Source organism: Acinetobacter sp. Tr-809 (assembly GCF_011753255.1).
Taxonomy (GTDB): Bacteria; Pseudomonadota; Gammaproteobacteria; order Pseudomonadales; family Moraxellaceae; genus Acinetobacter.
Map to the genome: position 1 here is coordinate 151,872 of NZ_VWVZ01000007.1, position 25,024 is coordinate 176,895.

General features: G+C 39.7%; 22 protein-coding genes and 1 tRNA gene. 10 read left to right on the forward strand and 13 right to left on the reverse strand.

The window, feature by feature from the left end; translation table 11 throughout:
- The first annotated feature begins 42 nt into the window (after positions 1–42).
- Positions 43–240, forward strand: a complete 198-nt coding sequence (locus tag F3J02_RS15820; protein ID WP_167250807.1) for a hypothetical protein — start codon at positions 43–45, stop codon at positions 238–240.
- Positions 241–383: 143 nt separating this feature from the next.
- Here F3J02_RS15820 and F3J02_RS15825 read toward each other — a convergent pair whose 3' ends face one another.
- From F3J02_RS15825 to F3J02_RS15835, 3 genes are all read right to left on the reverse strand, one after another.
- The gene (locus tag F3J02_RS15825) at positions 384–899 is read right to left on the reverse strand and encodes an acyl-CoA thioesterase (protein ID WP_167250809.1); all 516 of its coding nucleotides are present in this window, start codon (positions 897–899) and stop codon (positions 384–386) included.
- A 225-nt stretch (positions 900–1,124) separates the two neighbouring features.
- Positions 1,125–1,748, reverse strand: a complete 624-nt coding sequence (locus tag F3J02_RS15830) for a MarC family protein (RefSeq protein WP_016541197.1) — start codon at positions 1,746–1,748, stop codon at positions 1,125–1,127.
- 73 nt (positions 1,749–1,821) lie between these two features.
- Entirely contained in the window at positions 1,822–2,232 is a 411-nt protein-coding gene (locus tag F3J02_RS15835; RefSeq protein ID WP_167250881.1) for a J517_1871 family lipoprotein, read from the reverse strand.
- Between the two features lie 300 nt (positions 2,233–2,532).
- Here F3J02_RS15835 and F3J02_RS15840 point away from each other — a divergent pair, with 300 nt between their 5' ends.
- Positions 2,533–2,868, forward strand: coding sequence for a hypothetical protein (locus F3J02_RS15840; RefSeq protein WP_167250811.1), 336 nt, complete (start codon positions 2,533–2,535; stop codon positions 2,866–2,868).
- 170 nt (positions 2,869–3,038) lie between these two features.
- Here F3J02_RS15840 and F3J02_RS15845 read toward each other — a convergent pair whose 3' ends face one another.
- A complete protein-coding gene (locus F3J02_RS15845) occupies positions 3,039–3,926 on the reverse strand; it encodes an ArgP/LysG family DNA-binding transcriptional regulator (RefSeq protein ID WP_167250813.1) in 888 nt (295 codons plus the stop codon).
- Between the two features lie 114 nt (positions 3,927–4,040).
- The gene (locus F3J02_RS15850) at positions 4,041–5,204 is read right to left on the reverse strand and encodes an MFS transporter (protein WP_167250815.1); all 1,164 of its coding nucleotides are present in this window, start codon (positions 5,202–5,204) and stop codon (positions 4,041–4,043) included.
- A gap of 550 nt (positions 5,205–5,754) precedes the next feature.
- Here F3J02_RS15850 and F3J02_RS15855 point away from each other — a divergent pair.
- Entirely contained in the window at positions 5,755–6,351 is a 597-nt protein-coding gene (locus F3J02_RS15855; RefSeq protein ID WP_159882427.1) for a LysE/ArgO family amino acid transporter, read from the forward strand.
- 50 nt (positions 6,352–6,401) lie between these two features.
- Here F3J02_RS15855 and F3J02_RS15860 read toward each other — a convergent pair.
- Both F3J02_RS15860 and greB read right to left on the reverse strand, forming a co-directional pair.
- Positions 6,402–6,491, reverse strand: a tRNA-Ser gene (locus F3J02_RS15860).
- A gap of 96 nt (positions 6,492–6,587) precedes the next feature.
- Entirely contained in the window at positions 6,588–7,076 is a 489-nt protein-coding gene (gene greB / locus F3J02_RS15865; protein ID WP_167250817.1) for a transcription elongation factor GreB, read from the reverse strand.
- Between the two features lie 374 nt (positions 7,077–7,450).
- Here greB and F3J02_RS15870 point away from each other — a divergent pair, with 374 nt between their 5' ends.
- Positions 7,451–8,560, forward strand: a complete 1,110-nt coding sequence (locus F3J02_RS15870; protein ID WP_005208108.1) for a transglycosylase SLT domain-containing protein — start codon at positions 7,451–7,453, stop codon at positions 8,558–8,560.
- A gap of 56 nt (positions 8,561–8,616) precedes the next feature.
- On the opposite strand, the gene F3J02_RS15875 is transcribed toward F3J02_RS15870, so the two are convergent.
- Complete coding sequence (locus F3J02_RS15875; RefSeq protein WP_004801562.1) at positions 8,617–9,000, reverse strand: SCP2 sterol-binding domain-containing protein; 384 nt, start codon at positions 8,998–9,000, stop codon at positions 8,617–8,619.
- 196 nt (positions 9,001–9,196) lie between these two features.
- Positions 9,197–10,102 (reverse strand): tRNA 2-thiocytidine(32) synthetase TtcA, encoded by a 906-nt coding sequence (ttcA, locus tag F3J02_RS15880; RefSeq protein WP_167250819.1) that lies wholly within the window; start codon positions 10,100–10,102, stop codon positions 9,197–9,199.
- A 498-nt stretch (positions 10,103–10,600) separates the two neighbouring features.
- Between ttcA and F3J02_RS15885 the strand changes: the two genes are divergently transcribed.
- Together F3J02_RS15885 and htpX are read left to right on the forward strand one after the other, a co-directional pair.
- On the forward strand, positions 10,601–11,479 hold the full coding sequence (locus tag F3J02_RS15885; RefSeq protein ID WP_171526153.1) for a lytic transglycosylase domain-containing protein: 879 nt from the start codon (positions 10,601–10,603) through the stop codon (positions 11,477–11,479).
- Positions 11,480–11,695: 216 nt separating this feature from the next.
- Positions 11,696–12,601: a protease HtpX gene (gene htpX / locus F3J02_RS15890; protein ID WP_167250821.1), complete on the forward strand. Its 906-nt coding sequence runs from the start codon at positions 11,696–11,698 to the stop codon at positions 12,599–12,601.
- Positions 12,602–12,659: 58 nt separating this feature from the next.
- Here the strand turns inward: htpX and F3J02_RS15895 are convergent, their stop codons facing one another.
- The 3 genes from F3J02_RS15895 to F3J02_RS15905 all read right to left on the reverse strand — a co-directional run bounded on the left by F3J02_RS15895 (position 12,660) and on the right by F3J02_RS15905 (position 18,065).
- Complete coding sequence (locus F3J02_RS15895; RefSeq protein ID WP_167250822.1) at positions 12,660–13,253, reverse strand: DUF4112 domain-containing protein; 594 nt, start codon at positions 13,251–13,253, stop codon at positions 12,660–12,662.
- Between the two features lie 78 nt (positions 13,254–13,331).
- Positions 13,332–14,669, reverse strand: a complete 1,338-nt coding sequence (mgtE, locus tag F3J02_RS15900) for a magnesium transporter (RefSeq protein ID WP_167250823.1) — start codon at positions 14,667–14,669, stop codon at positions 13,332–13,334.
- 291 nt (positions 14,670–14,960) lie between these two features.
- Positions 14,961–18,065: an efflux RND transporter permease subunit gene (locus F3J02_RS15905; protein WP_167250824.1), complete on the reverse strand. Its 3,105-nt coding sequence runs from the start codon at positions 18,063–18,065 to the stop codon at positions 14,961–14,963.
- A gap of 333 nt (positions 18,066–18,398) precedes the next feature.
- Here F3J02_RS15905 and F3J02_RS15910 point away from each other — a divergent pair, with 333 nt between their 5' ends.
- On the forward strand, positions 18,399–20,012 hold the full coding sequence (locus tag F3J02_RS15910) for a phosphoethanolamine transferase (RefSeq protein WP_167250826.1): 1,614 nt from the start codon (positions 18,399–18,401) through the stop codon (positions 20,010–20,012).
- Between the two features lie 168 nt (positions 20,013–20,180).
- Entirely contained in the window at positions 20,181–21,323 is a 1,143-nt protein-coding gene (locus tag F3J02_RS15915; RefSeq protein WP_167250828.1) for a glycerophosphodiester phosphodiesterase, read from the forward strand.
- Positions 21,324–21,365: 42 nt separating this feature from the next.
- Here the strand turns inward: F3J02_RS15915 and pnuC are convergent, their stop codons facing one another.
- Complete coding sequence (gene pnuC, locus F3J02_RS15920; protein WP_167250830.1) at positions 21,366–21,938, reverse strand: nicotinamide riboside transporter PnuC; 573 nt, start codon at positions 21,936–21,938, stop codon at positions 21,366–21,368.
- Positions 21,939–22,340: 402 nt separating this feature from the next.
- Here pnuC and F3J02_RS15925 point away from each other — a divergent pair, with 402 nt between their 5' ends.
- On the forward strand, positions 22,341–23,291 hold the full coding sequence (locus F3J02_RS15925; RefSeq protein ID WP_167250832.1) for a DMT family transporter: 951 nt from the start codon (positions 22,341–22,343) through the stop codon (positions 23,289–23,291).
- A gap of 123 nt (positions 23,292–23,414) precedes the next feature.
- A complete protein-coding gene (locus F3J02_RS15930) occupies positions 23,415–25,016 on the forward strand; it encodes a CocE/NonD family hydrolase (RefSeq protein ID WP_167250834.1) in 1,602 nt (533 codons plus the stop codon).
- Positions 25,017–25,024: the final 8 nt, after the last annotated feature.

Genomic DNA, 25,024 nt, shown 5'->3' on the forward strand with positions numbered 1-25,024 from the left:
TCGTATTGAGGTTGTTATTTTATTAAATTAAGGATGCCAAACATGAAACTTATCAAAACTCTTCTTGCAACTACACTTACTCTTGCAGCAGCGTCTACATTTGCAGCACCAGCAAATGAGCAACAAACTGAAGAAAGAGTGGTTGTTTCAACTCAAGAACAACCTGAAACTCAAGGTCAAGCTGCAGCTGATGCGACAACTACTGAAGCACCTGCATCTACACCAGCACCAACAAACTAATCAGATCTCAAGGTTCCTCCAGACCTTTAGACCCACATTTTTAATGATTTAAACTTTATTTCATTACAAATGTAAAAAAGATCGAACCATGCTGCGGTTCGATCTTTTATTTTTGCATCAGCTGTATATTAAAAAACTGAGTACTATGTCGTTTTCTTAAAAACACTGCATGAAGGTTGATGAACTTCTTGCAAACGTATTGCCTTACGCTGCTCAGCAGCTTCAAAACGACAACGCTTCCATTCTGTATCCAAATTTAACTGTGGTACTTCTTTTGGTTTACGCTGTTCATCCACGGCAACCATGGTGAAATAACAAGTATTGGTATGACGAATCGTTCGTTTCTGAATGTTTTGGGATTCAACACGAATACCGATTTCCATTGAAGTACGGCCGACATGATTGACACTGGCAAGAAAAGTTACCAATTCACCTACATAGATGGGTTCTTTAAAATTAACGCGATCAACCGACATGGTGACCACATAGCTACCTGAATATCGGCTGGCGCATGCATAGGCGACTTGATCGAGCAACTTGAGAATAGTTCCACCATGAACATTACCTGAAAAGTTTGCCATATCAGGTGTCATTAAAACCGTCATCGTCAACTCTGACTGGTCATCAGGTGCTTGGTTTGCTTGATCTAATTGATACATGAGAGCTCATTGAGAATGCAACATTGTTATTATCGTTCATTCATGCGCGTAAAAATATGCGCAAAACCATAAAAAATCATCAATTATTTTTATAATCGCTCTATCATTCAATTCGAAATAATGACAATGAAACTGTTTTTATCCAGATCTCCTCTTCAAACTAGAGGATTAATGAAATAAAAAACAGCTTCAATATCAGCCATATAAAATCAAACTAGGACATAATTAACTCAGATTGGCTGAACGAATCAGACCAACTATACCGTTTACAATCATATCAATTGCAATCGTACCAATCAGCAAAGCCGATAAACGCCCAACAATATCAAAATAGCGATCGATATATTTTGCATGTTTATAACGTAGATGATCATGACCAAATTTCATCAGGATCAAAATACTACAGGTTAAAATCAAGGTAATTGCAATAACGGCCATTGCACCAGTAAAAGGTACACTCACCCCTGTAACCACCGCTGCACTAATTGTGCCTGGACCGATCATAAATGGCATCGCAATGGTACCAGCCAGATGTTCAGGCGCACCACGCATTTCCCCAATCGTTTCTGCACCCTGAAATACATAACGATATCCGATTACCAAGAAAATTAGGCCACCAAAAATTTGAAAAGATTCGAAACGAACATTCAAATAGCGACTGAAAATATTCTCACCGCCCCAGGCAAATAGAATAAACACCCCAAAGGCAATTAAACTGCCCTGTATCAAGGCTTTACTAAATACCTTTGCATCGGTATTACGAATCATGCCTACCATATAGACACTCATCAGGAAGGGATTGAGTAATGAGAAAAACAATGCAAACGCATGAATATAAGGAGAAAACATAATACTCTCTTTCATCTGCGGAGATTTTAAATACCGTGTGTATAGGTATAAGTGATTAAAATTATATACAAACTTAATTCAGGGCTTGCTTGCAAGCCGATGTCACACGCTGTAATTGATCATCTTTATTTAGATCAAAAGTCACACCTAGACCTAACAAACTCATATGGATCTTGGCATTACTGTTATTTAATTCTTTCACCTTAAACTTGACCCCTTTGTCACTATACAACACTTGATCAATCAGTTTGACATTGTATGACATGACGTCTTTACCATCGTCTATACAAAATATGCCGTGCCCTTGACGATTTAACTGCAAGACAGCAGAGGAAGGCCCCACTTCACCCGCCCAACTTCCAGCAAAAGGAATTTGCGTTGCAGCGAGTTGGTTAAATTGAGCAGGAGTCATTGTTGTTATAGAAGTACAACCAACCAAACCAAATACCAAAATAGCGGGTAATAAAATATTCTTCACAACCATCACCTAAAACGATCAAAATCAAATAATTGTTATCATTTTCCCATATTAAGACACTTTTTGATTTGTACAGCATGTATATGACTAGTATTGGAAATGTAAAAAACATTAAACAAATCCGTGACATCATTGCTATATTCAACTTTTTCGCAAAGATAAACTAAATCTTCCAATAAACTATTTAATCCTTTAAAGCAAAATAATCTGAATCATTGCATAAATAACTCATCATAAAAAATAATAAATTTTCCTTGATTTTTAGTTCAATCATCTGTAGATTTTCTTTTTAAGCGAGTAATTCAAATGAATTTCCAATCTATATTTGAAACGTTTCAAACTCTTCCAAATGGAACGGATGCCTACCAACAATTAAAATGTCAATGCGAACAAGCCATTGCTGCTGCTGAGCACCCGCTTGAACACAATGCTTTATTTCTGATTTATGGTTTTGCAAAAAACTATGTCCTACTCTATGAAGATCAAGCGGTCACGCCAGTTTTCGCAGACAAAGTAAAAGCACAAATTGTAGCGTATATGCATGAGCTCAATGAAGCATTAAACACGAAAGATGCTAGCCGTATATTAACTGCTTTAAATAATGTCTCTAAACAATATATTGGAAGCTCTAGGATTTTCTAATTATTATCTTCCAACAAAATAATCAGGATTGATTTGTTTTTGACGTTGCTTCTAAATATTTCTTAGATTTCATTACACTAATTAAACGTTTTAGAAGCAGTGTAAACTCATGTGTTTAAAATACTGATACCATACACGATATAATAATTTTTTATTGTTATTCTCTCGTCTTAAGCCAAAATTAATCGAGCATGTTTTACAATATGCTCAGTCAAAAGCTGTAGTGGCTTTGATTGTTGATCCCAATGATGCCAATACAGTGGAATATCAATTCGAATATCAGGCAATAACCCAACCAATACTTCTGCTTTATTTTCAATATTCAGTTGCAGCTCAGGCACCATGCCATAACCCAACCCCAATTTAATCGCGGTCACAAAAGACTCCGATGATGGAATTAAGTGACAGGGATAAGTGCCTTTCATCAATCCATAGTGTTTTTCAAGAAGATCAAAATGCATGCGATCTTTCTCATTAAATATAATGGCTGGTGCAGCACGTAAAGTTTCTCGATGTACGCCATCTGCAAACCATTTCCGTCTAAATTGCTCTGTCGCCATCATTTGATAACGCATCAAACCTAAATATTGCGCACGGCAACCGCGCATGGGTTGATCTTCAATCGAAATACAGGCACTCACCGTCCCCTTTTCTAATAATGAATAGGTATGTGACTGATCATCCGTTCTCAGCTCAATTGCAATCTTTTCTTTGAGTAACACATCCTTTAATGCAGGAAGCAACCATGTCGCTAAAGAGTCTTCATTTGAACCAATCACAGTCTTGAAAAAATGTGATTCTCCTCCACCAGTCAAACCATGGAGTAAGTTTTGTTCTAAACGTCGGATGTGCTGTATATGTTCGAAGATCTGCTGACCTGCTTGTGTTAGGACACAAGGACGACCACGAATCAGCAGTAATTGGCCTAACTCTTTTTCAAGTGCTTGGACTCTCAATGTCACCGCCGATGCAGTAATACAGAGCTTGGTGCCTGCTTGTTCGAAGCTTCCATTTTCAGCAACCGCAAAGAAGGCTTCGCATTGTTTATTGTCCAGCATAAAAACCTTAAAAAAATTTAGAAAAATCAAAACAACCTTAATTTAACTAAATTTTAAAAATAAAAAAAGATGATCATTACCAACACAAAATAGCTTTGTCCTGATTGATATAGATTAAACCAGTCTTTTTCTCAAATAAATGATACTGAGTAAGGCAAATGCCAAACCAATAAAGGACGGCGCATAACCAAAAGGTGTAGCCAACAGCCCAACGATGACCGCACCTGCTACTGCACCGCCATAATTAAAAATATTAACACGAGCAATAATTTCATCGCGTCGACTTTCATCCAAGCGACCTACAGCAGAATATGTAAGTGGAACCAAAGCGCCTACTGCAACACCAGCCAATGCAAAGCCCAAAATAACGGTCACTAATGAATGACTTATTCCAGACAATGCACATCCGAATGCTCCAATCAGGAGCGTGACCAAGGCAATCCATGTCGCTGTTTTAAATTGCAGTAAATAATCAAGACTTAAACGGGTGAGTAAAATTCCAATTTGATAAGCGGCATAACCCAAAGGAGCAATCGTTGCCGAACTTGCCAAGACATCTTTGAGATAAATTGAACTCCATGTACTGATTGCAGAATCGACAGTAAACAGGATCAAAATAATCAGCCCAAAAATAAGAAGTTGTTGATATGGAATTGCAGGTTTCTCTTGAGGATTTATTTCTGAGCATTGTTTTTGCTGAAATAACCAGTGTCTAGAGAGCTGAGAGGTGATAAATGCGATCACCACTGCAATGCATAATGCTGTCGTTGCTCCGAGTGCAGTTGAAACTGTGGCTGACATAATTAATGCCCCTAAAAATGCAGCTGCGGTATAACAAGCAAAGAAACCACCAAATACACTTTTACCAAGCCGTTGCTCCATCATAACTGCTTGCATATTTAGTGCCGCATCTAAACAGCCTAGTCCAAGCCCATAAAGCAAAAAGCTGGCAATCATGAGGATCATATTGGGACTAAATGCCGCAACTGCTACTCCTATGGCTTCAAAAATAAAACCAGTCACAACGGCCAGTCGTGAGCCAAGCTTGACTGCGATACGATCAGCTAAAATTGAACCGAGCGCTGCTGCAATGCATACCCCCAGAATAATCAGCGATAACTGATCATCAGAAAGTCTGAATCGACTTTTTATCGTGGGGAGTGAAGTCATCACGGTCGCGTAGCCAAGACCCTGTGTCGCAAAACCGAGCGCAATCACTTTCCTTGTTTTGCCGAGCATCAGGCTATTTACACCTTGAATATTATGATTGAGGTCCATGCCTGACTCACTTCATTATTTTTAAAATTTTTGCTTGGATATTCCTCGAACACGTCCTGTGTCGATTGTTTATAATTTTGACCTAAAAAAATTCTGAAAGTAAGGGCAATAATTGAAAAACAAGGGGGGTAATTCGGACAACTATATTTAAGCAACTTTGTTGCACAAACCAACATCTAAACACTTATTCAGTTATATCAATCTCAGCTAAATAATGCTGTAGCTAAAGTCCAACGTACAAGCCATTGGCTTTTATTCTGAATGCCTCATAGCAGTCTGTTCAAAATATCCCTTTCCAGCGATAGCAAAAGATGCTTCACCTTATTTAGTATTCAATATAAAACCTTAAAAAAATTTAGCCAAACCAAAACAATCTTAATTTTACTGACTTTTATAAATAAAAAAAGATAATAGCAAACAGTAAATTTTTTAATGGAAAAAAGCATCTAACACTTGATTTAAGCGTTAGACGGACTGCCTTTGCCTAAGCATCTGTAAGTTCTTTCCCAGCCAAAGCCAACACACCCCTATAAGATCGAGGAACCAAAATATGACTGCATTTTTCTATGGGCTTGGTATTGGCTTTTCTTTAATTTTAGCCATTGGTGCGCAGAATGCTTTTGTTCTAAAACAAGGCTTAAAGCAACAACATGTTTTTTGGGTCTGTTTGATCTGTGCGCTTTCAGATTCTATCTTGATTTATTTAGGGGTCATGGGCTTTTCAAAAATCGTGATTGACTTCCCCTTGATCGTTACCATTGCCAAGTACTTTGGTGCTGCTTTTCTATTTTTATATGGCCTTAGAAACTTTTATTCAGCTATAAATAATAGCTCAGCACTTAACCCCAGTGAAATTGAAAAAGACTCACTATTTAAAATTATTGGTATGTGTTTGGCCTTCACATGGCTAAACCCACATGTCTATCTAGATACCGTGATTCTGGTTGGTTCGATTTCAGTTCAGTTTGCAGATCATCTGTACTTGTTTGCAGCTGGAACCATACTTTCTTCATGGATCTTCTTTTTCGCTTTAGGCTATGGCGCCAGAGTTTTATTGCCTTGGTTTAAAAAGGCAAGTTCGTGGAGAATTCTAGATGTTGTTGTTGGACTTATGATGTGGGCGATTGCAACTAAACTGTTAATCTAAAACACAGCGAAATAAAAAAGCCCTTATTTTCATAAGGGCTTTTTCGTATTTGGCGGAAGCGGTGAGATTCGAACTCACGGAGGACTCACACCCTCGTCGGTTTTCAAGACCGGTGCATTAAACCGCTCTGCCACGCTTCCAATGGCGGCTATCATATAAATAAAAGTTCAACTTGGCAAATCTTTTATTCAAAATAATGCATCAACCGCTCAAAATAAAATCAACCTGCTGTAATTTTAAGAATTTTCAGGTTTTTCATAGCGAATTGAGTTGATATACCACAGTTTTTTGCCCAATGGCGTGTGTACCTCAACTTCATCATCGACTTGTTTCCCAAGTAAAGCACGAGCCATGGGTGACTCAATCGAAATATGTTGTGGATGATGATCGTAGATTTCATCAATACCCACGAGACGCAATTTTTTTTGCTCCCCTGCATCATTTTCAATGTCTACCCAAGCACCAAAGTAGACCTTTCCCTCCTGCTCAGGCACATAATCGACAATTTTTAATTCTTCTAAACGTTTTCCCAAGTATCGAACTCGACGATCTATTTTTCTAAGTATTTGTTTATTATATTGATAGTCTGCATTTTCAGAACGATCGCCAAGGCTTGCCGCCCAATTTACTTTTTTAGTGATTTCAGGACGTTCGTCATGCCATAGCTTTTTTAGCTCTGCGACCAAAAGATCATGTCCAGTACGTGTAATTAAATTCGATTTCATAAGCCCAAATACGTTAATACAACAGTCCATTTACAAGTTTTTGCATTGTATTCCTTATTTCGCCACCGCTAAAGTGTATAAATTTTATTCTTTTCCAAATCATAGGTTTGTGATGTAATTCTCAATTTTTTATTGTGCAAAATTTGACATTCTTGGTTTTGACGCTTAATATGCGCCCCTAAGTTTATTTTTGTTTATTTTTTATACACTTTGTAAATGTTGTGAAACATTTGCACCATCTTTCCCTTTAACTCAATGTCATTACTGAATGACGTTCATGACTTGCCCACCCTTATTGAATTTATCAACTTTTAAAAGTTAAGGCAGTGTTTTGCTGAACTTTTTGGGCATAAATTACCTGTAGCGGAGACAACATGCACAGTAATTCAAGTTCTGGGTCGAGGCCTAGCCTTAACTCTTTATCTTCCAAACGACCTTTTCAAGTTTTAGCGTTAGGAGCTGCAATCCTTCCTTTCAATAGCTTGAATGCTGAAAAATCACATCAATACAATACGGTTGTGAATACCAACGTTTTAACTGTAGTTGCAGTTGAAAGTCCAACCACGGTCTTTAAAGACGGTCAATTCCAACATGGTTTTGGTTATGACTTAGTGCGTAATTACGCACAAAGCTTAAATGTAAAGCTTGATTTCAAAACCGTTCCTGACAATGCCACGGCATTGAAATGGGTTGCTCAAGGTAAAGCGAACATTGCCATGACAACAGCCAATCTGGCTGCGATTGAAAATAAACAACTGGTTTCATTTTCAGCAAGTTGTGGTGATCAAGCAAGCTTAAGCAAAAATGGTTTAAATCCTCAGTTAAACTGGGTGTTTAAACAAGCTGATGATCCGCTCACACTCACAGCGAGTGGTTTTATCTGTCAAAGCAAACAATCGGGTACAACTCAACAATTGGCCTCATTCTATAACCGCAATGTGGTTAAACCAGAGTCTTGGTCTACGATTCAAAGAGATTTGAATCAACGCTTGCCGATTTATAAGGCAAGTTTTAAACAAAGCGCATCTAAATACAATTTAGATTGGCACTTACTCGCAGCAATTGGCTATCAAGAGTCTTATCTTAAACCAAGCTCAGTTTCTCCCACTGGTGTACGTGGTTTAATGATGTTGACCAACAGCACTGCCAAAGCAATGGGGGTAAGCAATCGCTCAGATCCACTGCAAAGTATTCAAGGTGGCGCGAAATATTTTGATCTGATGTTAGATCAATTTGGCAATGTGCCTTATCCAGACCGTAACTGGTATGCCTTGGTTGCATACAATATGGGCCCTGGTGCAGTCAGCCAGATTCAGAAACGAATTCGTGCACAAGGCAAAGATCCAAATCAGTGGGTCAATTTATATGACTATTTACAGCGTAACCAAGCACGAAATGGTCGATATAAACAAGCCGTACAATATGTAACGCGTATTCGTACCTATTTAGAGCATCTCAAAACCAATAGCCGTATCGATGTCTAACTGAATAGATATAAAAAAAGCTTACCTCTGGGTAAGCTTTTTTTATTCGGAAAGAATTAAGCAGTAAGCTCAAGTACTTTCTTGAATAAATCTTTTTGCTCTTGGCTTGGCTTGGCTGTTTGTAAAGCCATAAGCTGAGACATATCGCCTTGTACTTTGATTTTACCAGTCATGAATGCTTGCATCGCAGCAGCCATATCAAACTCCAAGAATACTTTACGTAAAGTTTCAGCATCCATGTTCAAAGTTGTTTTAGCATTTGAAGATAAACCCTTTTGGATTTTACCAGCATCTAAAGCCAACTCTGTATTACCAGCTGCATCTGTTACAACCAAGTTAATCGCTAAATTCGCAAGTGCTGGCGGCAAGTTTAAATCACCTGCTTCAGCAGTAAGTTTTTCAACAGTTGCAAACCAATCATCAGTTAAAAATGCAGCCATGATTATTCCTCAAATGTATTTGTTCAATTTCTTGTGCCATCTATCCAGACGACATCTCATGAAGCAATTTGCTCGTGCCCTGTTATAGCATGTAATTTTTATTTTAGGCTATGATTTTTTGTACGCGTGATTCAATTTTTAAAATTTTTATAAAAAAAAGGTACTTAACAAGTACCTTTTCAAAAAGTTTTACACTTTACTCAGCAGCAAAACTCAGATTGACCACATCCAAGCGATTTTTCAGCTCTTCTGGGTCTTTCAAATCAAACTCACGTTGGGCATCCAACGCTTCAAAATCGAATAGCTCACGGTCCGCCAATTGTGACGGAGACACATTCTGTAAGGCACCAAAAATACTGTGTAAACGTTTTGGATGCTGCTTATCCCATTCACGCAACATGTCATTAATAATGGCACGTTGTAAGTTTTCTTGTGAGCCACACAAGTTACACGGAATGATTGGGAACTGGCGTAAATCCGCATATTTGATAATGTCTTTCTCTTCGACATAAGCCAAAGGACGAATCAGAATATTCTTTTTATCCGATGAAAGTAATTTTGGCGGCATCGCCTTCAAACTACCACCATGGAACAAGTTCAAGAAGAAAGTTGCCATAATGTCATCACGGTGATGACCTAATGCAACTTTGGTTGCACCAATTTCTTGAGCGAAGCCATACAGCGAACCACGGCGTAAACGAGAACATACTGCGCAGTAAGTTTTGCCTTCAGGTGTTAAACGTTTGGTAATGGTATAAGTATCTTTTTCAAGGATGTAATATGGAATGTTGTTCTCTTCCATATAACGCGGCAAGATATCTTCAGGGAAGCCAGGTTGCTTTTGATCCAGATTGACAGCCACAACATCAAAATTGATAGGTGCAATCCGTTTAAACTGCAACAAGATATCCAGTAAGGTATAGCTGTCTTTACCACCAGACACACAAACCATGACCTTATCACCATCTTCGATCATGTTGTAATCACGAATTGCATGCCCAACCTGACGACGAAGCTTTTTCAACAAGCGATAATACGCTGAACTTGTCGGAAGTTCTGGCTTGAAATTAAATCCTTGGTTGGATTCCACTGGCGCGTACATAGACGTGATTTACTCATAAACAAAAATACCCGCAAGATTTTATCTCATTCAGAAAAAATGCGCATCTAAAGAATTTTTCAATTTCTTCCAATCGTCATATTTGAGTTTCATACTGGTAAAATTCTGATCAAAAAAATTTAGATTCCGCTGGATTGCTTATATTTCAAACTTTTCCACAGTTGTCCACAAAAGCTGTGGATAAATTTGTGGATTTCTTCGCTATTGACAAACTCTTTTTATCTTAGAATAAGGCTTCTGATTAAATTGATCATTTTTTAACCAATGATTTTATAAAAACAAAATCAATGACTTACATAAGTCAAGACTTAGTTTTTAAAAAAAATATTTTAATTTTTTTTGCTGAACATTCGAACAAAAAGACTTGATTTTTGTCTGACAGCCGAAAATAAAAAAATTGTAGCGAAAGTTCTTTTTTTACTTTTTTTTGTTACACTGCTGTGAAGAACTTATGCTCATCCTTTCGTGAATATTATAACGATGAACAAAACAACTTATTTTTTTGCCCTTTACTTGGGGACAATCGGTTTTTTAAATGGCGTAACGTCAAGTTATGCTGGGCAGACTATTTACCAATTTAAAGACAATAATGGGACGACTCTCCTTACCAATAAGAAAAAAGCAGAGTACAGCCATTTAAAAGTCGTCAAAGCAACCTATTACCCTGACAGTAATATCCATAGCTATAGTAACTGGGGGGCAAGTGAAGCTTCTGTGCTACCAAGCTACAATCGTAATAAAAATGCATTCGACCACCTAATTCGCCAAGCAGCACAACAGCACGGTGTTTCAGAAGGTCTGATTAAAGCAGTGATGCATACTGAATCAGGCTTTAATATTAATGCACGTTCTCCTGTCGGCGCTCAGGGTCTAATGCAACTCATGCCTGCAACTGCACGTCGTTTCAACGTCAGTAATGCCTACGATCCTCAACAGAACATTTTTGCAGGTGCACGTTATTTAAGTTGGTTAATCAAACGTTTTAATGGCAATACCCAATTAGCAATCGCTGCCTATAATGCAGGTGAAGGTAATGTCGACAAGTATGGTGGCATCCCTCCATTTCGTGAAACTCAAGATTATGTACGTCGTGTCACCAGTCGTTATCAAAATCTTTATGCTTCAAGCTTAGGAACATCACCAAATACCTCAGTAAATACCCCTTCTAACGGGCAAATCGTGGCTCAATCGGAAAATTACACTGCACCAGTAAATGACACTGTTGCGGCACCTACTGTATCAAAACAATATAACCGTCAAATTATTACCCTTGCCGATGGTACCTTTACCGATGCACCTTCTGGGACCTATACCACCACGAATGCCACTGCTTCTGCTCGAATCCGTCTGAGTGACTAAGCGTTAAGACCATCAATTCTCACAGAATGATTTTTGTGTAATATTTTATACAAAATTGCTTTTAAGTCCCTGTTTCACAGCCAATTCATCGTTTTATAGGCTAAATGTATCTACGCCTATTTTTTGCTTGAATTTTTAGGGTTCGCCCTGCATATTAGCGTTATGATTTATAATTTATAAATCAGATCACTTTATCTTTATAAGAGGATTTTCTCAATGATGCGGATTGGTTTGTTCTTGCTAACCAACCTCGCGGTACTGGTTGTAGCTGGCATTATCTTGTCACTCTTCGGTGTCGGTAGTTACCATGGCGCAGGGGGCTTGAATCTAGGCAACCTTTTAGTCGTCTGTTTTGTCTTTGGTATGGTGGGTTCTATTATTTCCCTGTTCATGTCGAAGTGGATGGCTAAAAAAACCACTGGGACTGAATTAATTGACCCAAATGCACCCCGTAGTCAAGCAGAAGCTTGGTTATTACAAGAAGTGGCGCAATTATCTCAACGTGCAGGTATTAACATGCCTGAAGTGGGTATTTTCCCTTCTTACCAATCCAATGCATTTGCGACAGGTTGGAATAAAAATGACGCATTAGTAGCTGTTTCTACAGGGCTATTAGAGCGTATGAACAAAGATGAACTTCGTGCAGTACTCGCGCACGAAATCGGTCACGTTGCCAATGGTGACATGGTTACCCTTGCACTGATCCAAGGTGTAGTCAACGCGTTCGTGATGTTCTTTGCACGTATTGCGGGTGACTTCATTGACCGTAATGTATTTGGTCGTGAAGATGGTGAAGCACCAGGACTTGCTTATTTTGCCATTACCATCGTACTCGACATCGTATTCGGTATTATGGCCTCTGCCATCGTGATGTGGTTCTCTCGTCAACGTGAATATCGCGCAGACGAAGCTGGTGCACGTTTAGCAGGTAAACAAGCGATGATCTCTGCTCTACTTCGTTTACAAGCAGAATCAGAAATGCCAGATCAAATGCCGAAAGAAATGAAAGCATTTGCGATTGCGGAAGGTAAGGAACAAGGCTTTAGCTTAGCTGCTTTATTCCAAACTCACCCAACAATTGAACAACGTGTTGCTGCATTACAGCAATTAAATGTTCAATAATCAGTATCAGATAAATGATAAAGCCTCCGTGATGGAGGCTTTATTTTTGCTTAAAAATCTAGGGTGCTTGGAAAGATTGATAAAACTGCCACAGATAACTGAAGCCTGCCCAAACCGCGATGCCCAATAAAATTAGAACCGCGATGCCCAATAAATCTGGGATACGCAACCAAATCCAGCTCACGATTGGATTACGCCAAAATGCTGAGGTTTTTTGCTTCTGCTCAAGCGACTCATGTAAGAATGGATGGACCACATGAATATCGCTGTGTACTTGATATTCCTCACGGATATGGTCATGTACAATTTCAAGCGTCTTACGACTCGGACGGATAAATACATCAAATAATGTGCCGACAATCGGTACAAAACCCACCAACATATCCATAATAGCCAGTCTGACCACACCCTTCAATTTATGCTGTGGTACACCTATCTCCCTCGCCTTTTTAAACGCATACAGCGTTAAAATAAAGCCAGCAATATCACCTGCAAAAGGAATGGTACTCAGTGCAGCATCGGCTCCGACCCCCTGTTTGGTGAAAGGAATACGCACCAAACTGTCCATGGTATTGGCAAATTTTGCTAAATCACGTTCGACAGCAATTGCTTGCTGCTGAGTTAATTTTTTTTGTTCTGTTGGAGCAGTCATTCACTCAACCTAAAAACCATGTTTATGCTTGAGAATAAAGCAGATTTTCCGTTTTGTCGGTACAATTATTATTACCAATCAGAATAAAATCATCGATGCGATAAATAAATACACCAGCACACCTGTCGCATCACAAATTGAGGTCACCAAGGGTGCCGATGCGCTGGCAGGATCAAGTCCCGCTTTATTTAAAATGAAAGGTAAACTCATTCCAATCAAACAGCCCATGAGTACAATACCCATCATGCTCAGCGCCAATACCAAAGCCACCATTTCATCACCACGGAAATAACCCAATAGTGATACAGCGATAGCCATGGTTCCACCTAGGCATAAAGCCACCAGACTTTCTCGTCCTAACAGATGAAACCAGTCTTTAAATTGTACATCTCCCGTTGCTAAAGCACGTACCATAAGCGTTGATGATTGTGAACCTGCATTCCCTCCACTTCCCACCAATAACGGTAAGAAGAATACCAACACCAGATTTTTTGCAATCACATCTTCATAGTGGGCAATACCTATCCCTGACAACAAGCTGCCGAACACCAAGAAAACTAGCCAAAAAACACGCTTCTGATAAAGTTGCAAAATGGGTGCAGACTTAATACTCAGTTTAGATGAGGCATTCACCGCACCGACTTTTAAGAAGTCTTCGGTTGCTTCTTCGCTGGCCACATCCATCGCGTCATCGTAGGTGACAATGCCGACCATCATCTGGTGATGATCAATAATCGGCAAGGCAAGCAAGTCATAACGTGCAATGGTTTTTGCTACTTCATCTTGGTCTGTATCCACATAAGCGGTTAAAACATTGGTTTCCATCAGCTCATTAATATTCTGCTCTTCAGGTGCAAGAATTAGCTGCTTTAAAGATAAGACCCCAAGAATTTTACGTGCTTCGTCGAGCACATAAGCAAAATAGATCATTTCGGTATCTGGTGCTTCAAGACGTAGCATTTTGATCGCGTCATTGACCATCATATTTGGTTTTAAAGTCGCATATTCTGAACTCATGATCGCACCAGCCGTCCCTTCTAAATAAGACGACAGTTGGCGGATATCTTCGCGTTCCGCCTGTGCCAAGGCTGGTAACAATGCATTTTGTTGTTCTTCATCGAGACACTTAAAAACGTCAGCACGTTTGTCCGATGACATTTCCCCTATCATTTCGGCCAAAATATTTCTAGGCATGGCTTGAGCCAGTTTGACTTGTTCACTTGGTGGAAGATATGAAAATACATAGGCCCGATCGGGTAAATGCGTGAGCAGCAATTGACTTTGTTCAGCCGAGAGCTGTGTCAATAGATCTGCGATATCGACTGCTTGAAATGTTTCAACTGATGCAAGCGCCAGTTCAATATGATTATTTTTAAGTGCGTCGCTTAATAAATATAAAAAGTTGTTGTAGCTCATATTCGCCTCTTCACTACAAAATATCTGCAATGAAGAACTAAACACGGCGTATTATTTTACGGTCGAATAGAGAACTTCATTCAGATTTTGATCAATATAAAAATGTGTAATTTGGAATAAACTACAACTCTGCGTGTCCATTTAGGGAATCAAACCTCATTAGGCCGCTTATACGGCACGGCAATACTACAAATATTTTTTTATATTCTCAACTTAGACAACAAAAATGAACAATTCGAACCTTTATTAGAGGAACCAATGATTCATTTCTGCTGCTGATTTTAACCAACTCTAAGTAGCTTCAACTGTTGTCTTCGGTTTAAATGTGGTTCTTACCAGTACATACATGAATGGAATAAAAATAAGTACCAAAATGGTGCCGAAAACAACGCCACCAAACACACTATAGCCAATCGCTTGTCGGCTTAATGCGCCAGCGCCACTAGAGAACATCAATGGAATCACGCCTGCACCAAATGCAATTGAAGTCATTAAAATTGGTCTGAGTCGAAGCCCAGCTGCCTCTAAAGCAGCTTGCAATGCGCTACGACCTTGTTGTTGCAGACTCGCAGCAAACTCGACCATTAAAATCGCATTTTTACAAGACAGACCAATGGTTGTGAGTAGCGCAATCTGGAAGTAGATATCATTGGCAAAACCAAACCAATAACTAAACAGAATCGTACCTCCAATCCCGAGCGGAATGGCCGACATGACCACAGAGGGAATCGACCAACTTTCATACAGTGCTGCAAGGCATAGGAAAATAAAGGCAACCGAAATTAGATATAACCAAATCGCCTGATTACTTGACTCCTGTTCCTGATAAGACAAACCACTCCATGCCAGACCAACATCAGGCATTTTATCCACCAGACCACGAATTGCCTGCATGCCCTGACCACTACTGAAGCCAGTAGCTGCATCTGCTTCCAGACTAATAGCAGGATAGCCCATAAAACGCTCCAACATCGGAGGAGCACCTTGCCAATTAATCTGACTAAACTGCGAGAATGGTACCATTTGCCCATTGGCATTTTTGACATACCAATAATTCAGATCTTCTGGCTTAGAACGATAAGGTGCATCACCTTGTAAGTAGACACGTTTAATTCGTCCACGATCAATAAAATCATTGATATAGCTACCACTCCATGCAGTCGATAAAGTGCGGTTAATTTCACTCACATTCAGCCCATGAATCATGGCAGCTTTATGATCAATCTTGATATTCAGCACAGCCTGATCATCATTGCCTTTTTTATCGAGATTCTCAACCGAATCTAAAGCGTTGCCCTGTTGCTGTAGGCTCCTGAAAGAGTTCAACAAACTTTCTCGCCCTACGCCTTTGGTATCCTGTAGCCAAAACTCCATTTTATCTGAATTCCCAAGGCCACGAATTACCGAAGGCATCAACACCATAATCCGAGCTTGATTATTCTTTGAAAAATACTTCATTGCTCGCGCACGAATTTCTTGCGCACTATTTTCCTTACCTTTGCGATCATTCCAATGTTTCAATGAAACAAAGGCCTGACCCAAATTTTGTCCTGTTCCTGAGAAGTTACGCCCATGAATGACCATTACACCATTCAAATTGGCCTGTTCATGTTCAAGGAAATAATCTGAAATTTGCTTTCCAACCTCTTCAGTCTTGCTCATCGGCGTGCCTTCTGGCAAACGGAATTGCACGCCTAATATCCCTTGATCTTCTTGTGGTAAAAAACTGGTTGGTAGATCACGATAAATCCAGATAAAGCTGCCGATCAGCAACACAATACCCAACAGTGAAATGGTCTTTAAATTAATCACTTTTTGTGAAACATTGAGATAGCGGGTTTTAATATAGTCCAATCCCTGATTGAACCTGACCGCCCAACGCGCCTGTTTCTGTTGAGGCTTTAACAAAATCGCACATAAGGCTGGTGTTAAAATCAATGCGACCAATAAAGACAACCCCATTGCGACTACAAGGGTAATGGAGAACTGACGGTAAATAATACCCGTTGCACCACTAAAGAAGGACATTGGAATAAAAACAGCCGTAAGCACCAAGGTAATCCCGACCAAGGCGCCACTGATTTCATGCATCGATTGAATCGCGGCTTGCTTGGCACTGAGTTGCTGCTCATGCATCAACCGTTCAACGTTCTCGACTACCACAATCGCATCATCGACCAACAAACCAATCGCCAGCACCATTGCAAACAAAGTTAGGGTGTTGATGCTCATCCCTAGCACAGCGAGAACAGCAAAAGTCCCTAAGATCACCACAGGAACGGTAACTGCTGGAATTAATGTGGCCCGCCAATTTTGTAGAAAGATAAACATTACCAAGACAACCAGACCAATCGCTTCAATCAAGGTGGAAACCACTTGCGACATCGACTCTTTCACGAAAGGCGTATCATCTCGTGGGTAGACCACAAAATAGCCCTCTGGTAAGTCTTTCTCTAAACGCGCCACTTCCTTATATACTGCATCGGCCACCTGCATCACATTGGCCCCTACAGTCAAGGACAGTGAAAGCCCTGATGCTGGATAGCCATTTAAACGGTTGAAGACTTGATAATTTTCTGCACCGACCTCAACCCGTGCCACATCTTTTAAGTAGACAAAGCTGCCATCTGTATTGGCTTTGACAATGATATTTTCAAACTGTTCAGGTGTTCGTAATAAAGAGCCCGAAGTAACCTTAGCGTTGAGATACTGTTGATCAGTTGTCGGTAGATCACCAATCGCACCTGCCGCAACTTGAGTATTTTGATTTTCAATTGCTGAACGAACATCACTGACTTGTAATTGATAACGCTCTAGACGCTGTGGATCAAGCCAAATACGCATGGCATATTGTGACCCAAATACACTAACCTCACCAATCCCTTCGATTCGACTTAGATTCAATTCAAAATTGTTGGTCAAATAGTCTGAAATATCTAAATTGGTTGAACGCCCAGACTTATCTCCAAGACCAATCACCATAAACGAATCACTTAAAGATTTCCGTACATTTACACCCTGTCGCTGTACATCTTCAGGTAAGCGATTGATCGCACCATTAATCGCATTTTGTACCTGCACCTGTGCTTGATCTGGATCTGTACCCTGATCAAAGAACAGGCTGATTCGGCTATTACCACTGGCATCACTGCTTGAGTTGAAATACAGCAGATGGTCAATACCCTTAATTTGTTGTTCTAAAACTTGGGTAACACTATCTTCAACTGCCTGTGCATCTGCCCCACTATAATTTGCAGCGACAGTAATTCGCGGTGGTGCGATATCTGGATAACGCTCTACCGGTAAATTTAAAATTGAAAACAGACCAACAGCCATGACAATGATTGCCAGTACACCAGCAAAGATCGGGCGATGAATAAAAAACTTAGATAACATGGCTGTTCATTCCATTCGTGAAACAGTCAATTTTTCAAAAAGATAGGTGAGATACGGCTACGATCACCCTATGATCATTACCGAGCTTTCAGGCAAACACCATCCCTATTAACATATCATTTCAAAAAGTGGTAATTGAGGAGAAATAATGGATTTCGGCCGTACTTGAACATAAATTAATGCAATATCTTGGCAACGACCAAACTATTTAGCGCTACTAATCAATTTTATTCACTGTGCAATCAAATACTTCTTAATTTGGAATTGACACATCCCCTACTAAAAACGATATTAGCACGCTCGGTTACTCTCCCCCCATTGTATTAGGCATATATGAAGGCCAGCTTAAAAAACTTTAATATCTTGCTGCTTATTCTGCTTCCAGCGTTCATTACTGGAGGTTTGCTGATTAGCGCTGGTAATTTGTCTGATGGTTTAAGGCTCGGCTTTTTATCTTTACCTGGTGTTGTTTTTATCTATCTCGCAATCACGCGACAAAAAATATATTGGTATGTTCTCACAATTACTTGGTGGTTCATCGCATGGCTCGATGCCCTACTCCGTTCGAGTACATGGTTTTTATTCAATAGTGATAATGAAGCCTATTTTATTATCGAAGCAATTGCCAATACCAATCAACAAGAAACCTGGGGATTTATCCAGCTTCATCTAGTCACGATTGCTGCTGTGGTATTTGGTTTACTCAGTACACTAAGCCTCTATAGTTTTGCTGTGTTTAAACTGGTTAAACCGATTCATTTCAGTCAACTTTGGCAAAGCCGTGTTTATCGTAGTTGCATTATTTTACTGATCTTGTTAACCGCCACCAGCTATTTAATGAAACCATCTCGAAAGGTACATCCTGTTATATTTTGGTCTGAGTTCCAAACTAAAATTCAAGATTTTAAAGATAGAATCAAGCAGCATAAAGATGTGCATCATCAGTGGGATTTAAGTGCAAAAAATAATTTAGTGCTGACTGACCAAGCCAAAGGAAAACAGACTCATATCTTGGTTCTCTCAGAAAGTCTCACCAGTCTAAACTTAGGTGTATGCGATTATCCGAGAGATACCACACCAGAAATGAAAAAGCGGCTCGGTGAAATTAAAGTCTTCTGTAATGCTTTTTCTCCAGCACCGTCTACCATCAATGCGCTGCGTGTTTTATTGACTGAAAGTCCAGCAGCAGAACATGATAAGTATTCATCCGAAAGTGTGTTGGCCTATGCACGTGCTGCTGGTTATAAGATTTATTGGCTCAGCAATCAAGATGATACCTATTTATCGTCTCTATTTGGTTCCTATGCCGATAAAGCCGTGTATAAAAATACCCGTTCTGGGCGCAGTAGTACGTCTTTGGATGAAAGCTTAATCCCTGATTATCAACAGGCACTGGCAGACCCAGAGCCAAAAAAATTAATTATTCTTCATCTAATTGGTGCACATCCAAATTATAAAGAGCGTTACCCAGATACATTCAATAAATTTACCAGCACCAGTAATGACCAGGTCGAACTTGAACTTAAAAAACGAGATATTGACCCATGGATTCGCTCATTGCGTAATGATTATGATAATGCGGTTTTATACGAGGACTCTTTACTGGCCAAGTTTCTAGATGATTTAAGATCGGATGCCGTGCCAGACTTCAGATCATTCACAGTTGTTTCAGATCACGGTAATGAAGTTGGACATGAAATTGACTATGCAGGACATAGTCCAAATACCAAAGCTGGTTATCAAGTTCCGGTAATTATGTGGTCTGATAAAATGCGGACAACTGGGGTGAACAAAGACAAGACCTTAAATACAGCCGAACTCGATAACAATCTCATGCATATTATGGGGCTTAAAGATAAATCCTCGCCAAAACAATCTTATTGGGAAGATGAAAATTATCAATTCACACCAGAGATCAATTGGCCGTATTGGAAACATAAGTCTTAACGATAAAAGAACTTCAATTGAGCACCTTCATCTAAACTGGAGTTCTTACTTATCACGGCGCAACTTTAGAATTCTTCATATTTTCATAAAAGCATCATACAACTGTCATCGGTTTGATAACTTTAGCTTCCAAACTAGCCGCTTAGATAAAAACTGATGAGTTTGTTCATGTTTAAAAAAGCTGCGCTTTGTCTCTGCCTGATCAGTCTTGCAGGCTGTAATGATGACAATAATAATCAAACTAATACCACGCAACCTGAATATCAACTGCCAAAAATTTTAGTGATCGGACATCGTGGCGCCAGTGCTTTGCGCCCAGAACATACGCTTGCGTCTTATCAAAAAGCCATTGATGATGGTGCTGACTTCATCGAACCAGATTTAGTTTCAACTAAAGATGGTGTTTTGGTCGCTCGACATGAAAATGAAATTGGGGGTACCACCAATGTTTCGACCCTACCCCAATTTGCGGATCGTAAAAAAACTAAAGTGATTGATGGTATGACTTTGGAAGGATGGTTTACTGAAGACTTTACTTTAAACGAATTACAACAACTGAAAGCACGTGAACGTATTCCGCAATTCCGACCAGACAATCAAAAATACAATGATCTCTATCCTGTTCCGACGTTAGAGCAGATCATTGAACTTGCTGATGCGCATTATAAAAAAACCGGCAAGATTATTGGCTTGTATATTGAAACTAAACATCCGACCTATTTCCAAAAACAAAATTTGGCGATGGAAGACACGCTACTTAAAACGCTGTCTAAATATCAATACACTCGCGATATTGCACCAATTTATCTACAATCTTTCGAAGTTGGCAATTTAAAATATTTGAAAAACCAACTGGACTTACACAAGAGTGTTAAGCATGCACAATTGATTCAGCTCTATGATGCGCCAGAAGCAAGACCAGCAGATTATGTTGCGCAAAACAACCCTAAAACCTATGCGGATCTGGCAACGGCACAGGGTCTCAAAGACGTTTCAAGCTATGCCAATGGCGTCGGTCCATGGAAAGTCTATGTCTTTAAAGATGCCGCAATGACACAGACCACCTCTTTTATTGCGGATGCGCATAAAGTCAATTTAAAGGTACATCCGTATACCTTCCGCCCTGAGAATAACTTCCTGCCAGCCACCTTAAAATGTAGTATTGATTCAAGTAAAGCAGCTGAACGTTGCCCTACAGGATCGCTCAAAGAAATGCAGCTCTATCTCAAAGCTGGAATTGATGGTCTGTTTACCGATGATCCCGCTTTAGGCCGTCAAGCCGTACAAAATTATCAGGCCACAACTCAATAATCATTGAGCCGTAACAAACAAGGGCAGCTTAGCTGCCCTTGTTTATGAATGTGCCATTTGTTTCTGCTTGACCTGTTCCCATTGCCACCAGCCATATGCAGCCAGCCCCACAAAAGCAGCATATAAGCCAGCTGTGAGGAAAACCTCTTTATAACTGAACATCCCCACGTAGATGATATTGACAAAAATCCAGAGGATCCATGTCGCAATATGCTTACGACTGGTCCAGTAAGTCGCAAGTAGACTAAATGCCACTAACTGTGAATCCAGCATGGGTACAGCAGCATCGGTAAAATGCTTAAGAATCAGACCAAAGATCAGACCAAATACCACGGCCAAACACATTTGTGCGAGTACAACAGTCTTGGCAATTGGTTCAATTCGGATCTCATGGTCTTGGCGTTTACCTTTGAGCCAATAATAAAATCCATAAACATTCATCACGATAAAGAAAAATTGCAAAATCGTTTCACCATACAATTTTATGGTAAAGAAAAAATAAGCGTATAAAGCACAAGCAATAAAGTTGAATCCCCAACACCACATATTGCGTCGGATGGTTAAGGTCACACCAATCAGGCTAATAATCACTGCAACGATTTCTAAAGCAGACAAGAGCAAACTTCTTTCAGAATTTGATGGCACCATTATGGAAAAATCTGCAATTTAAGCAATGCTAAATTACTTATTCCACTTACTAATATTTTTATCTTAATTTGAGAAAACGACTACTTTTCACTCAAACCTTATGCTATAAAAAACCAATCCTATTTAGATTTTTTGATATGTTGATCCCCAAAGCTCCTTTTACACGTCTAATTACCATTTCGCATTGCATTTCCGTCAATGCTGCATGGCGACGTGTCTGCATCTTCATGCGAGGAGACTTTAAACATATTCATCCGATGACAAATTAAAAACATCATATGAAAAAAAGGTCGCCTCAACAGCGACCTTTTTTATTGTCCAAATTTATAGATTCGAAAACCCTACCGTTGTTATAACAGGAGCTACCCCATGACACAGTTACCAGAAAAGAATTTCATCCCCAGCACACAGATCCAACCGACTGTAGCCCCTCATCCCCCTCGCCTTGCTACAGTCGGTCAATTCATCGCAGTCGTGCTGATTTGGTCATTCACTCCTTTAGCAGCTGTTTTGACTGTGCATGAGATTCATTGGGCGTGGGGATTATTTTTTCGATTCAGTATTGCTATTCCTTTAGCATTTATTTGTCTATTTTATTTTAGGCAAAAGCTCATTTTGACTCGTCAAGCCCTTATCAGTTATGCCTCAGGCGCAGTGGGCTTATTTGGCTCCATGACCTTCTGTTATATGGGGGCAACACGTGTCTCATCAGGTATGATTTCCATTATTTATGGAACAGCGCCTTTATGGTCTGGTCTCATCGCGGTTTTTATTTTAAAACGTGAACACTTTTTAAAACGCCAATGGTATGGACTAATAGTCGCATTTTTTGGCTTGTCACTGACCATGGGGCTTGCTACTAATCATATTCAGGTAGATTTACTGGGAATAATATATGAAGTGATTGCTGTGCTACTTTATGTGCTGTCAATGTTTAGCGTTGCAAAAGTAGGCGCAGACATTCATCCCATTATCCAAACTACGGGCTCAACCATCGTTTCATGGTTAGGTTATCTATGCTTATTACCCTTCTTTTTATCTGATCTACCAACACAATTACCAAGCCTGCAAACCAGTTTGGCACTGCTCTATAGTGCATTATTTTCATCTGTGCTGGCCATGATTTTTTATTTTCACCTGATTCAGAAACTGAACCCGACAACGGTCATGCTGATTACCATTTTAACCCCTGTCTTTGCCACCTGCTGGGGCTTTTTGTTCAATCATGAGCCTCTCAGCTCACATCTGGTCATTGGTTTAATGTTACTGTGTTTAGGCCTATTTCTTTATACCTACCGAAAAAACCGGCGTCTGTTATAACCATGAAAACTGATAGGTCAAACAACATGACCTATCAGTGATGGTATCTAGGAATCAGCTCAAGTAAACTGAAGCAACGCTCCGCGTGACTTCTCAAAGATTTGTTCAAGGATGAAATAATCGATGCGTTCTTACGTCTTATGGCTCTGCTTCAGTCTAATGTTTGTATTACAGGGCTGTGTACATGCAACCATCCAGCCGAGTTCAACTATTTCAAAGACAGTCGAACTCAAACAACGTTATTATCAAGCCAAAACTACAGCTCCAGATGGAACTGTTCTCGCCTTTACGGTTTATCAACCGCATCTAACAGCCAATCAAACTGCGCCATTAATTTTACATACGCATGGCTTTGGTCTGTCTCGAATGAAACGACCCGAACTCAGTTTATATGGATTCTTATTACCCACAGGGCAAGTGGTGAAAACAGCTTGGCAGAATGGCTATTGGGTGATTAGTTATGACCAACGTGGGCATGGTAATAGCCAAGGTAAAATTAGGCTAACCGATCCAGAGAAGGAAGCCCAAGATGTCATTACCATCATGAATTGGGCTGAAAAAAACTTGCCGCAACTGGCAAAAAATCAACATGGTGTTCGTACTGGAATGATTGGTGAATCTTATGCAGGAGGCGTGCAATATCTTGCTTCTGCTTTAGATCCACGTTTACAAGCGATTGTACCAATTACCACATGGTATGACATTGTGCATAGTCTCGCACCGAATGGCATCCCTAAAAGTAACTGGATTGGTTTCCTCAATCTGATTGGTGACTGGTGGAATTGGAATAAGTTTGATCCTGAGTTGAAACAGGCTTATTTAGATACACAACAAGGTCTGCTAAAACAATCGACTTATGATTTCCTCAAAACCCATCAAGCTAGCTGGTTTTGTAGCCACAACCAAGCTCCACGGGCAGATGCCTTAATTATTCAGGGCTTCAGAGATGTATTATTCCCTTTTAATGAAGGGGTTAGTGCAGCACAATGTATCCAACAAGCACAACATGAAGTACATTTAATCGGGGTGCAAGGTGGTCATTTACAACCTTTTACCCAGCATTCACCCTTAGGAAGTACACCATTTTGGTATATTGGTAAATCAGTTCGCTGTGGTAATCAACAACAGTACAATCTACAAAAAACCATTTTGACCTGGTTTGAGCAGAAGTTAAAAGATCGGCCCTCTACTACATCATTACCTGAGTTATGTGTTGATCAAAGCCCGGTCAATCAGTTTTCTGATCTTAAACCAGTCACTAGCTACGATTTGAAGAAAACATGGATTGCACCTACGGCAAGCCAAGCGGTGTTTGTACCGATTTATACAGCGCAGCAATCAACATCAATTACAGGCTCGCCACTTGTTTCGTTAAACATGCAAACGACCTCTGAATTTGAAAATGCAACTTTGTTTATTTCAGTCGCAGTCAAATCAAAGTTGACAGGAAAATATACCGTGTTAAATGATCAGACTACACCGTTTAATCCTGCGAAGAAAACAAGTTATGATCAGATTAGATCGGGATTAGCCAATCAGTATGGAGAAGATCAAATGATCGAACTAGCCAGTGTGCACGGGCAGTTAAACAAAGGTGATACTTTAGGTTTATTGATCAATAGTGAAAGTCCCTACTATCAAAGTACGAAACAACCTAAAGTTGAAACTTGGATTTCAGGAAAAATTGTTTTACCGAAGCTTTGGGATAAGACTGACTCAAAATAGTCTTACCT

Coding starts and splice junctions, on each gene's coding strand:
- greB (WP_167250817.1), bottom strand. CDS start 7,076: ATGAAATCGAATTTAATTACACGTACTGGACATGATCTTTTGGTCGCA.
- F3J02_RS15915 (WP_167250828.1), top strand. CDS start 20,181: ATGTTTAAAAAAGCTGCGCTTTGTCTCTGCCTGATCAGTCTTGCAGGC.
- F3J02_RS15870 (WP_005208108.1), top strand. CDS start 7,451: ATGCACAGTAATTCAAGTTCTGGGTCGAGGCCTAGCCTTAACTCTTTA.
- mgtE (WP_167250823.1), bottom strand. CDS start 14,669: ATGAGCTACAACAACTTTTTATATTTATTAAGCGACGCACTTAAAAAT.
- ttcA (WP_167250819.1), bottom strand. CDS start 10,102: ATGTACGCGCCAGTGGAATCCAACCAAGGATTTAATTTCAAGCCAGAA.
- htpX (WP_167250821.1), top strand. CDS start 11,696: ATGATGCGGATTGGTTTGTTCTTGCTAACCAACCTCGCGGTACTGGTT.
- F3J02_RS15905 (WP_167250824.1), bottom strand. CDS start 18,065: ATGTTATCTAAGTTTTTTATTCATCGCCCGATCTTTGCTGGTGTACTG.
- F3J02_RS15850 (WP_167250815.1), bottom strand. CDS start 5,204: ATGGACCTCAATCATAATATTCAAGGTGTAAATAGCCTGATGCTCGGC.
- F3J02_RS15845 (WP_167250813.1), bottom strand. CDS start 3,926: ATGCTGGACAATAAACAATGCGAAGCCTTCTTTGCGGTTGCTGAAAAT.
- F3J02_RS15910 (WP_167250826.1), top strand. CDS start 18,399: ATGAAGGCCAGCTTAAAAAACTTTAATATCTTGCTGCTTATTCTGCTT.
- F3J02_RS15930 (WP_167250834.1), top strand. CDS start 23,415: ATGCGTTCTTACGTCTTATGGCTCTGCTTCAGTCTAATGTTTGTATTA.
- F3J02_RS15820 (WP_167250807.1), top strand. CDS start 43: ATGAAACTTATCAAAACTCTTCTTGCAACTACACTTACTCTTGCAGCA.
- F3J02_RS15830 (WP_016541197.1), bottom strand. CDS start 1,748: ATGTTTTCTCCTTATATTCATGCGTTTGCATTGTTTTTCTCATTACTC.
- F3J02_RS15840 (WP_167250811.1), top strand. CDS start 2,533: ATGAATTTCCAATCTATATTTGAAACGTTTCAAACTCTTCCAAATGGA.
- F3J02_RS15895 (WP_167250822.1), bottom strand. CDS start 13,253: ATGACTGCTCCAACAGAACAAAAAAAATTAACTCAGCAGCAAGCAATT.
- F3J02_RS15875 (WP_004801562.1), bottom strand. CDS start 9,000: ATGGCTGCATTTTTAACTGATGATTGGTTTGCAACTGTTGAAAAACTT.
- F3J02_RS15925 (WP_167250832.1), top strand. CDS start 22,341: ATGACACAGTTACCAGAAAAGAATTTCATCCCCAGCACACAGATCCAA.
- F3J02_RS15835 (WP_167250881.1), bottom strand. CDS start 2,232: ATGGTTGTGAAGAATATTTTATTACCCGCTATTTTGGTATTTGGTTTG.
- F3J02_RS15855 (WP_159882427.1), top strand. CDS start 5,755: ATGACTGCATTTTTCTATGGGCTTGGTATTGGCTTTTCTTTAATTTTA.
- F3J02_RS15885 (WP_171526153.1), top strand. CDS start 10,601: ATGAACAAAACAACTTATTTTTTTGCCCTTTACTTGGGGACAATCGGT.
- F3J02_RS15825 (WP_167250809.1), bottom strand. CDS start 899: ATGTATCAATTAGATCAAGCAAACCAAGCACCTGATGACCAGTCAGAG.